Origin of the sequence: Mesorhizobium sp. (assembly GCF_024509055.1) — a bacterium.
Lineage (GTDB): Bacteria > Pseudomonadota > Alphaproteobacteria > Rhizobiales > Rhizobiaceae > Mesorhizobium.
In genome coordinates, this window is record NZ_JANINM010000548.1 from 1 (window position 1) to 8,683 (window position 8,683).

General features: G+C 64.3%; 12 protein-coding genes and 1 pseudogene. 7 read left to right on the forward strand and 6 right to left on the reverse strand.

What is annotated here, in order from left to right; genetic code table 11:
* The 3 genes and pseudogenes from Q0L57_RS33095 to Q0L57_RS33105 all read right to left on the reverse strand — a co-directional run.
* A pseudogene (locus Q0L57_RS33095) lies at positions 1-427 on the reverse strand (xanthine dehydrogenase family protein molybdopterin-binding subunit); the annotation flags it as partial.
* A 3-nt stretch (positions 428-430) separates the two neighbouring features.
* Complete coding sequence (locus Q0L57_RS33100) at positions 431-907, reverse strand: (2Fe-2S)-binding protein (protein WP_296747302.1); 477 nt, start codon at positions 905-907, stop codon at positions 431-433.
* On the reverse strand, positions 907-1,767 hold the full coding sequence (locus tag Q0L57_RS33105; RefSeq protein WP_296747303.1) for a xanthine dehydrogenase family protein subunit M: 861 nt from the start codon (positions 1,765-1,767) through the stop codon (positions 907-909). The genes Q0L57_RS33100 and Q0L57_RS33105 overlap by 1 nt, the downstream gene beginning before the upstream one ends.
* Positions 1,768-2,061: 294 nt before the next feature.
* On the opposite strand from Q0L57_RS33105, the gene Q0L57_RS33110 reads away from it, so the two are divergent.
* The 4 genes from Q0L57_RS33110 (at position 2,062) to Q0L57_RS33125 (ending at position 5,641) form a co-directional block, all read left to right on the forward strand.
* A complete protein-coding gene (locus tag Q0L57_RS33110) occupies positions 2,062-2,736 on the forward strand; it encodes an outer membrane protein (protein ID WP_296747304.1) in 675 nt (224 codons plus the stop codon).
* Between the two features lie 514 nt (positions 2,737-3,250).
* Positions 3,251-4,075, forward strand: coding sequence for an Lpg1974 family pore-forming outer membrane protein (locus Q0L57_RS33115; RefSeq protein WP_296747305.1), 825 nt, complete (start codon positions 3,251-3,253; stop codon positions 4,073-4,075).
* Positions 4,076-4,200: 125 nt separating this feature from the next.
* A complete protein-coding gene (locus Q0L57_RS33120) occupies positions 4,201-4,554 on the forward strand; it encodes a VanZ family protein (protein ID WP_296747306.1) in 354 nt (117 codons plus the stop codon).
* Positions 4,555-4,645: 91 nt separating this feature from the next.
* The gene (locus Q0L57_RS33125) at positions 4,646-5,641 is read left to right on the forward strand and encodes a GlxA family transcriptional regulator (RefSeq protein WP_296747307.1); all 996 of its coding nucleotides are present in this window, start codon (positions 4,646-4,648) and stop codon (positions 5,639-5,641) included.
* A gap of 49 nt (positions 5,642-5,690) precedes the next feature.
* On the opposite strand, the gene Q0L57_RS33130 is transcribed toward Q0L57_RS33125, so the two are convergent.
* Positions 5,691-6,503, reverse strand: coding sequence for a methyltransferase domain-containing protein (locus Q0L57_RS33130; RefSeq protein ID WP_296747308.1), 813 nt, complete (start codon positions 6,501-6,503; stop codon positions 5,691-5,693).
* 355 nt (positions 6,504-6,858) lie between these two features.
* Here Q0L57_RS33130 and Q0L57_RS33135 point away from each other — a divergent pair, with 355 nt between their 5' ends.
* The 3 genes from Q0L57_RS33135 to Q0L57_RS33145 all read left to right on the forward strand — a co-directional run bounded on the left by Q0L57_RS33135 (position 6,859) and on the right by Q0L57_RS33145 (position 7,822).
* Positions 6,859-7,104: a hypothetical protein gene (locus Q0L57_RS33135; protein ID WP_296747309.1), complete on the forward strand. Its 246-nt coding sequence runs from the start codon at positions 6,859-6,861 to the stop codon at positions 7,102-7,104.
* 116 nt (positions 7,105-7,220) lie between these two features.
* Positions 7,221-7,511 carry a hypothetical protein gene (locus Q0L57_RS33140; RefSeq protein WP_296747310.1) on the forward strand — a complete coding sequence of 97 codons (291 nt, stop codon included), beginning with the start codon at positions 7,221-7,223 and terminating at the stop codon, positions 7,509-7,511.
* Positions 7,508-7,822, forward strand: coding sequence for a hypothetical protein (locus Q0L57_RS33145; RefSeq protein WP_296747311.1), 315 nt, complete (start codon positions 7,508-7,510; stop codon positions 7,820-7,822). The genes Q0L57_RS33140 and Q0L57_RS33145 overlap by 4 nt, the downstream gene beginning before the upstream one ends.
* A 1-nt stretch (position 7,823) precedes the next feature.
* Here the strand turns inward: Q0L57_RS33145 and Q0L57_RS33150 are convergent, their stop codons facing one another.
* Together Q0L57_RS33150 and Q0L57_RS33155 are read right to left on the reverse strand one after the other, a co-directional pair.
* Positions 7,824-7,952 carry a hypothetical protein gene (locus Q0L57_RS33150; RefSeq protein ID WP_296747312.1) on the reverse strand — a complete coding sequence of 43 codons (129 nt, stop codon included), beginning with the start codon at positions 7,950-7,952 and terminating at the stop codon, positions 7,824-7,826.
* A 129-nt stretch (positions 7,953-8,081) separates the two neighbouring features.
* Positions 8,082-8,683: ABC transporter ATP-binding protein (locus tag Q0L57_RS33155; RefSeq protein WP_296747313.1), on the reverse strand; the 602-nt coding region annotated here is incomplete at its 5' end.

Consider the following 8,683-nt stretch of genomic DNA (forward strand, 5'->3'; position numbering starts at 1 on the left):
CGACATCGGTCACATGCGGCAGCACCTCATAGTCGACCTCGATCAGCTTCAGCGCCTGGCGGGCGATGCGGGCGTCGATGGCCGCGACCGCCGCCACCGCGTGGCCGTCATAGAGCGCCTTCTTGCGCGCCATCGAGTTGTCGAGGACGTCGTACATGGCGGCGTCGCCATCGGTGAGGTCCGGCAGGTCCTTCGCCGTGATCACCGCCTTCACGCCGGCAAGCTTTTCGGCCTTGGAGGTGTCGATGCTCCTGATCACCGCATGCGCGTGCGGGCTGCGCAGGACGCGGCCCACCAGCTGTCCGGCCATGTTGAAGTCCGCGCCATAGCGTGCGCGTCCGGTCACCTTGTCGATGCCGTCGGGGCGGAGCGGGCGCGTGCCGACGGAAGAGAACTTGCGTCCCGAAAAGCGCGGATCGAAATTCATGGATCAGGCTCCCTTCATCACGTTCGCCGCGTCCTGGACGGCGCGCACGATCTTGTCATAGCCGGTGCAGCGGCAGAGATTGCCGGCCAGCCCGAAGCGGATTTCCTCTTCGGTGGGCGAGGGGTTCTTCGCCAGCAGGTCCTTGGCCGCGATCAGGAAGCCCGGCGTGCAGATGCCGCATTGCAGTGCGGCATGCTCCAGGAACTTCTGCTGCAGCGGATGCAACTGATCGCCATGCGCCATGCCCTCGATGGTCTCGACATTGCGGCCTTCCGCCTCCGCGCCCAGCACCAGGCAGGAGCACACCAGCCTTCCGTCGACGATGACGCTGCAGGCGCCGCAGTCGCCGGTGCCGCAGCCTTCCTTGGCGCCGGTCAGACCTAGCCGGTCGCGCAGCACTTCCAGCAGCGTCTCGTCAGGCTGGCAGAGATATTCGACATGGTCGCCGTTGATTGTCGTTGAAACCGCTACGCCAGCCATCACTTGTCTCCCGCACGCTTGTAGGCGATTGCCGCGACGCGCCTTGCCAGCACGCCCGCGACCTTCCGTCTGAATTCGATGGTGCCGCGCTTGTCATCGATCGGCCGGCATGCGCCCGAGCAGATCTTGGCCAGCCGCTCCAGCGTCGCTTCGTCGAGCTTCGAGCCGACCAGCACTTCGCCCGCTTCCTCGACCAACAGCACCGTGGGCGCGGCCGCGCCCAGCGCGACGCGGGCTGATTTCACCGCGCCATGGTCGTCCAGCGTCAGGTTCACGCCCGCGCTCACCACCGCGATGTCCATCTCGGTGCGCGGAATGAAGCGCAGATAGGCGTCGCCGGAAAGCGGCGCGCGCTTGTCGAGCAGGATCGCCTCGATGATCTCGCCCTTGACCAGCGAAGTGCGGCCCGGCCCGGTCGGCACGTTTTCGACGGCAATGGTGCGCTTGCCCGAAGGACCCGCGACGACGGCCTTCGCGCCGGCCGCCACCAGCGCCGGCACGCTGTCGGCGGCGGGCGAGGCGTTGCAGAGATTTCCGGTGATGGTGCAGCGGCCCTGCACCTGCTTGGAGCCGATGAGGTTCGCCGCCTCGACCACGCCCGGCCACGCTTGCCTGAGCGCCTTGTGCTCGCCCAGCACCGCGCAGGGCACCGTCGCGCCGATGCGGAAGCCGTCAGCCGTTTCGGTGATGTCGCTGAGGCCCGCGATCGCCTTGATGTCGACGATCAGCTCCGGCTCGACGAAGCCGCCCTTCATCCTGACCAGAAGGTCGCTGCCCCCGGCAAGGATGGCTGCCGGCCCGGCCGCTGCGGCCAGCTGGCCGACGGCGTCTTCGATTGAAAGCGGACGTATGTAACGCATCGTCTCCCCTTGGTGATCGCGATCTCAGCCGACCGTTATAAAGAGTCTCCTCATAATGACCATCCCGTTCCGGCGTTTCCGGGTTGGGCCAGAGGCGGCGAAACCTGCTCCAGATGGTCGCGCGCAATTGTGACAGGGATGCGGGCCGTCTCGCAATTCCCTTGCTGTGCTGCTGGAGCGGAGAGGGGATCTGGCGCCAGCCCTCAACCTGCTTCTAAGTCTCTGTAACTGTTGCGCGAATGAGACATCAATAATCAGCGACTCCTGATAGCTGTCAGTGGCTTGGGGGTTGCAATGCGCTTTCTTTCGATCCTGTTCGCGGGTTTGTTGTCGCTGTCTGCCGGTTCGGCATTCGCCGCCGATGCGGTGGCGAACCCGCCGGTCGAGAGCATCAACTGGTCGGGCGCCTACATAGGCATCGAAGCGGGCTATGGCTGGGGCGGGGATTCCTACCAGTACTTTTCCGACGACCCGGTGCACGTGCGTGCCGACGGGTTCATCGGCGGCGTGACGGCCGGCTACAACTGGCAGCGTGACCATCTCGTCTTCGGCGTCGAGGGCGACATCTCCTATTCCGCCATGAAGGGCAGCACGCACACCGATGTGTCCGGCCCGCCATGTCGTGACGAAGGTTGCACCGCCACGGTCGACTGGTTCGGCACCGGCCGCGCGCGCGTCGGCTACGCCTTCGAGAACTTCCTGCCTTACGCCACCGGCGGCTTCGCCGTCGGGCATGTGAAAGGGTCGGCCGACCTTGGCGCGTGCCTTCCCGCCGGTTCTTGCGACTACAGCGACACGCGTTGGGGCTGGACGGCTGGCGCTGGCGTCGAATGGGCCATGAACCAGCAGATCTCGCTCAAGGCGGAATATCTCCACGTTGACCTGGGCGCCCCCGATTTCACCAGATCATCGGTGACCACCGACGCCAAGTTCGACACCGCCCGCATCGGCATGAACTACCATTTCTGATCGCGGCTGGCCTTACGCCCTGCCTGGTCGGCGCAGCTGCTGAACCGAAGTTCGCAAGTGCGCCGGCCCCGCCCGGTTCGGTGGTGAATGAAGGCGTGAATTAGCTGTCGCGAAAATACTGCGCGGGGTTAACCATTCGTAGACCACGCTGTCCCAGAATGAGACAGCGTGGTCTTACTCATGACGGGACCGCGCAGGCGGCTCCGGCCATCAGGCAACCCCAACCCCTGAGCCGGAGCCGCCACCTATACCAGCATTGGTTGAACGAACTCTTACCGAGTGTACTTTCCAGTGCATTTCAGCGATCGCTAAAAATCGATCCGGGGCCTGCTGCATCCTCAATATTGTCATACCGATCTCCGCCTGTGAGAGCGGATTGCTTAAGTGGTCCAGCGTTTCCCTAAAACGTTGAACACGCTGGCATAGCCGATTTCGGCGCAAAGTGTTGCGGAAAGACAATATTTCGTGATAACAGAAATGTTATCCGGTTAGCCGGCTTAAGTGGGGGTTTTTCATGAAATCTATTGTCTTCGCGCTCTCCGCGCTTTCTTCCCTGTTGCTCGCCACCGGCGCGACGATGGCAGCCGACGCACAGGCTGCTAACGCGCCGGTTGCCTCCTGGTTCGGCTATGCCGAGGGCGGCTACGTGTTTCGCAACAACACGCAGACGCGGGAGATTGAGGTCGGCGATTATGACGAGGCACGCACCGGCAATGGCGGTTATGGCGCGGCGAAGCTGGGATATCGCCTCAACGATGCCTGGGACGTGGCAGCAGGGTTCCGCTACCTGAAGCAATCCTCGGGCCGGGAGAACGATGACGATTACAACTGGCAGTTCACCGGCGGGCGCTACTGGAATGCGGACATCGAGGCAGGATACCGCATGCAGCGGGACGATTGGTCACTGCGTCCGTTCCTGGGGTTGCGCTATCAGCACTACGGCGCGGATTTCACGGATCACGTTTCGCCTGACTATACCGCCACCGAGACGTCGTGGGGCATCGGCCCCAGGGTCGGTATTGATGTTTCCAAGCCTCTCGGCGCTCAATTGAGCTTCTTCGGATCGGCCGATGCAGCCGTGCTGTTCGGCAAGATCAAGGCGGAGGGAAATTACTTCACCGAGGAGGGTTCCGAGAGCCGCACCTTCGCAACGCTCGGCCTCAAGGCCGGTCTGGCATGGGAATTCGCGCCGGGCGTGAAGCTTGGGGCCGGTTACCAGCTCGAATATCTGTCCGGCATCGGCTACAAGACCTTCTCCACCGACGCCGATGATGTGCCTGCGGGTAAGGCCAGCCAGTTCACCCACGGGCCGTTCGCGCGGATCTCGTTCAACTACTGATAGCGCAGCGCGCTCGTGACGCCGCGGGAGCGGCACGAGCACGTCTTAGCCGCCGCGGGTCCTGTGAGGATGCGGCGTCGTTAGCGCAATGTTGTTATGCCGGCTCCGCGCCTGTAAGAGCGGGCATGACCTCGATCTCCCGCATCGCAGCACTTCTCCTGCTGGCAATCATCACCTTCGCCACGCTGTCGCCGATCCAGCTGCGCCCACATCTGGGCGATGCCAACATGGAACGCGCTTTGGCCTACATCCTGTTCGGGCTGGCGCTGGCGCTCGGCTTCCCGTCCCGCGTCATGCAGACGCTCCTGTTCGTCTGCGCCGTGGCGGGCTTCCTCGAGTTCCTGCAGATCTTTGATCCCGGCCGGCATGCGCGCGTTCTCGACGCCTTGGTCAAGGCGGCTGCGGGCGTTGCTGGGATTCTGTTGGGGCGCCTCATTCTCGCTGCCGCGGGCAGGGCGGCGGCGCGCCGAAATCCTTGAGACAAGCCGCGTCGGTTTTGCATTCGGGGTCGACCGGTATTTCGGCATAGTCTGCCTGCACGAACTCAAGGGCAGGGGACGGTAGCGGAAAATGGCCAGGCGGTTTGCGTTTCTTTTGGTGCGCGACTTCACCTTGTCGCCGCTGTCGCTGTTCATCGACACGCTGCGACTGGCGGGCGACGAGGGCGACCGCAGCCGCCGGGTCGAGTTCGACTGGCAGATCGTTGGTGAGCGCGGCCTGCCGATCCGCGCGAGCTGCGGCGTCGAGCTGTTGCCGACCAAGGCGATCGGCAATCCGGAGGATTTCGACAATGTCGTCGTGGTCGGCGGCCTGCTCGACACCAACCGTGCCTTGAGTTCCGAGAAGGAAGCGTTCCTGCTGCGCGCCGCCGGCAAGGGCGTGCCGCTGACGGCGCTCTGCACCGGCAGCTTCGTGCTGGCGCGCTACGGCCTGCTCGACGGCTACAGCGCCGCCGTCAGCTGGTTCCACATCAAGGATTTCCGCAGCCAGTTCCCGGACGTGAACGCCCACGCCGACAGCCTCTATTCCGTCGACCGCGGCCGCGCCACCTGCGCCGGCGGCACCGGCGCCGCCGACCTCGCGGGCTATTTCGTCTCGCAGTTCATCGGCCAGAAAGCGGCCGAGAAAGCCGCCAAGATCCTGGTGCTCGACCGTATCCGCAACAGCCGCGACGTGCAGCCCGTCGGCGACCTCTTTCCCGAGGCGGCGAGCCGCGCGGTGAAGCGCGCCTTGCTCCTGATGGAGAGCAACCTCCAGGAAAAACTGTCGGTCACCGAGCTTGCCGCCCGGCTCAACTGCTCGCGGCGTCAGCTGGAGCGGCTGTTCGGCACCGAGCTCGGCATCAGCCCGATGGCGGCCTATCTCGCGCTGCGGGTCCATCACGCCAGGTCGCTGCTTGAAGGCAGCGATCTGCAGATCGGCGAGATCGCCTACCGCTGCGGCTTCGGCAATGCCGGCCATTTCAGCCGCGTCTTCCGCCAGCACACCGGCATCACGCCGACGCATGTCAGGCACCCGAACCGGGCGTCGGCGGGACGGAGCGCGGACGACAGCGCTAGAGCATGATGCCGAAAAGTGTGAAGCGGTTTTCGGGCGACATCATGCTCTACCGGCTCTAGGCCACAGCCATGATGACATGGGCCTGGATTTTCGCGGCGACCGCGCCGCTGCCATGCCTGTCGGCGATCGCGGATTCGGCAAAGTCGGTGGCGGCTTCGAGCTTTCCCGAATCCCTGGCGACGATCTCGTTGCGCAGCAGCGTGCCCTGGCAATAGGCGACGGCCGGGATGCGTGGCGAGGCGGCGCGGCTTTGCTCGGCGCGCGTCTCGACCGAAACATGGGAAAATCCTGCGCGCTCCAGCTCGGCGTGGATCAGATCCGCGTCGTGGTAGCCATGCGGCGTGCGCGCCAGGAAGCGCGGCGGATCGTCGGGAAAAATCCTCGCCAGCGCATTCGTCACATCGTCGGCGAACTCGTTCTCCTCGATGCGATCCCATACGCTGAACAGGAATCGCCCGCCGGGCTTCAGCACCCGCAGCGCCTCGCGGTAGGCGGCCACGCGGTCGGGAAAGAACATCGCGCCGAACTGGCAGCAGACGAGATCGAAGGCCGCGTCCTCGAACGGCAGCTTCAGCGCATCGGCCTGGCGCCATGCGATGCGGTCGTCGGCGCCCTGGCGCGCCGCGGCATAGTCGAGCATCGGCTGGTTGAGGTCGGTCACAACGTAGCGCGCGCCGGCGGACAGTCTCGGCGCCAGCGCGCGGGCGACAACCCCGGTACCCGCCGCGGTTTCCAGAACCGCGCCCGGCGCAAGCGCCGCCGCCCGCTGCGCGAGGTCGGCGGCATAGGGCTCGAAAATCAGCGGCACCATGTGGCGGTCGTAGTTTTCCGGGATGGAGCCCGCGAACACCTTGTCCGTTGCCAGCATTGCCGTCACCCCGCGTTCGGTCCAGTGGCTCACGAGATTAGCACGTAATTGCCTGTTTTGGTTGGCCTTTCGACTGCCCGATGGCATAAGCGGCTATGCGATCGACAAATGGGACTGTCGGCGCCGCTGCTCGGCCTCGCCGTTCAACCGGCGCATTGCCTGGCCGCTTGCGGTTGGCCAGGCTGAAGCTTTTTCGGCGGGCAGGGTTGCCGCAAGAGGCGCCTCCGGACCATCACTCGGTCCGGCACGCGAGCTGCACAAAGCTGCGGATTGCGCGGCTGGCCTCATTAACAAATGTGACTGCCGCTGCCTTCGGGTCTACCTATCTCTCGGAATCAGTTGGGAGATTCGGAAATTGGATAGTGTCGACAGGTTGGAAGCGCTGATCGAGGAGGGCGCCGCGGATGCCGCCGAACAGGCGCGCGCCTTGCTGAAGGACGTCAAGGGCGCCTCGCGGCTCGGCTTCGAAGCTGTCGAGGAATTCCTGATCGAGCTGATGACGCTGGCCTTCGCCGTCGAGGCCGGCCTGGAAGGCTTCCAGGAGTCCGCGCGCCGCCAGGCCCGCATGCGGCTCTACAGGTTGAGGCTGCTGCTGGCCTGAGTATTGGGCCATCGCGACAGCGAGCCTGCTTTTAAGGACGCCGTTCTTTTGCAATTGGACAGCCCGCTTCCTCTATGCTTTCATTGGCTCGTGGAGGAAACGGGGGTTTCTAAATTATGCCGGTAGTTCAGCGCGAAATCCGCAAGCGCGGATTCTTCGGCCATGTCTTCAAATGGCTGTTCATCATCTTCAACATACTCATGCTGCTTTGGCTTGTCGGCTACTGGTCGCAGATAAGCGGCATGATCGGCCACGGCAGCGATGCGGAGAAAGCCGGCGGCGCGATCGGCGCGGCGATCGGCACCAGCATGCTGCTGTTCTTCTGGGTGGCCGGCGACATCATCCTTGGCCTGTTCACGCTGCTGACCCGAGGCAAGAGAATCCTGATCACGGAGGACGCAAGATGAAGCGCCTCCCCCTGCTGGCGGCCGCGAGCGTTCTTGCACAAAATGCCTTGGCTAACGGAGCCGATGACGTTCGCGCGAACTGCGGCGACGACTGGCCTAACAACTACCAGATGCAGGAGTTCTGCATTGAGCAGCAGAAAACCGCCGCCTCCTCGGTGTCTCGATACATCCACGGCTCTCTGACCGAAGCTGAAAAGGGCATCATGAACCAGTGCGCCGAGGACTGGCAACTCTCGCGTGGATACAACTGGGAGATGGTTCTCTTCTGCTTCGAGCAGCAAAACGCAGCACGGAAAAGGCTCGGAAAATAGCCTAATCCCTCGACGTGTCTTTGATCAGGTCGCGGAGTTCCTTCGGCTCGCTGCGCACCGCCTTGGCGTCTTCGGCGGCTTTCAGACGCTCGCGACGGCGGGCGAAGCGCCGGAAGCCGTACAACCGCATGGGCGTATAGTTCCAGACATTGCTGGCGTCGTGGCCGGGCGAGATCTACTCTGCGACTGCCGTGGGATCCCCAGCCGAAAAACCTTGCCCGACGTCCTCACAACAGGGAACGGGGGCGAGGACCGCCCCTTACGAAATCCGCCGCCCGCTCTCATCCAGCAGCACGCAGCCGGCCGGATCGAAGCCGACCTCGATTGGTTCGCCCTCGCGAAACACCCGCCCACTGATCGGCGTGTTGGCGCGGATCGTCGTGCCGCCGATGTCGATCTCGTAGATGGCGCTGCCGCCGAGATAGGAGGTCGAGACGACGCGGCCGGAGAGCCTGTTGCCGCTTGCCGCTGCGCCCACCGACAGTTTCTGCGGCCGCACCACCACGGTGACCTTGCTGCCCGGCGCCAGCGGCTTCGGCGAGACGACATTGACCGTCTGGCCGGCGGCAAGCGTCACCGCGCCATCCGGTTTGCCCGCCGTGCCGGCCAGCATGTTGGCCTTGCCGAGGAAGTCGGCGACGAAGGCGGTGGCGGGGCGCTCATAGACCTCTTCCGGCGTGCCGATCTGCTCGGCCGATCCGGCGTTCATCACCACGATGCGGTCCGACATGGAGAGCGCTTCTTCCTGGTCGTGGGTGACGAAGATGGCGGTGATGCCGGTCTCCTTCTGGATCTTCTTGATCTCGACGCGCATCTCCTCGCGCATGTTGGCGTCGAGCGCCGAGAGCGGCTCGTCGAGCA

What these genes read in the sequence shown, in the direction of transcription:
- Q0L57_RS33100 (WP_296747302.1), bottom strand. Translation starts at nt 907, where the DNA reads ATGGCTGGCGTAGCGGTTTCAACGACAATCAACGGCGACCATGTCGAA.
- Q0L57_RS33105 (WP_296747303.1), bottom strand. Translation starts at nt 1,767, where the DNA reads ATGCGTTACATACGTCCGCTTTCAATCGAAGACGCCGTCGGCCAGCTG.
- Q0L57_RS33110 (WP_296747304.1), top strand. Translation starts at nt 2,062, where the DNA reads ATGCGCTTTCTTTCGATCCTGTTCGCGGGTTTGTTGTCGCTGTCTGCC.
- Q0L57_RS33115 (WP_296747305.1), top strand. Translation starts at nt 3,251, where the DNA reads ATGAAATCTATTGTCTTCGCGCTCTCCGCGCTTTCTTCCCTGTTGCTC.
- Q0L57_RS33120 (WP_296747306.1), top strand. Translation starts at nt 4,201, where the DNA reads ATGACCTCGATCTCCCGCATCGCAGCACTTCTCCTGCTGGCAATCATC.
- Q0L57_RS33125 (WP_296747307.1), top strand. Translation starts at nt 4,646, where the DNA reads ATGGCCAGGCGGTTTGCGTTTCTTTTGGTGCGCGACTTCACCTTGTCG.
- Q0L57_RS33130 (WP_296747308.1), bottom strand. Translation starts at nt 6,503, where the DNA reads ATGCTGGCAACGGACAAGGTGTTCGCGGGCTCCATCCCGGAAAACTAC.
- Q0L57_RS33140 (WP_296747310.1), top strand. Translation starts at nt 7,221, where the DNA reads ATGCCGGTAGTTCAGCGCGAAATCCGCAAGCGCGGATTCTTCGGCCAT.
- Q0L57_RS33145 (WP_296747311.1), top strand. Translation starts at nt 7,508, where the DNA reads ATGAAGCGCCTCCCCCTGCTGGCGGCCGCGAGCGTTCTTGCACAAAAT.
- Q0L57_RS33150 (WP_296747312.1), bottom strand. Translation starts at nt 7,952, where the DNA reads ATGCGGTTGTACGGCTTCCGGCGCTTCGCCCGCCGTCGCGAGCGTCTG.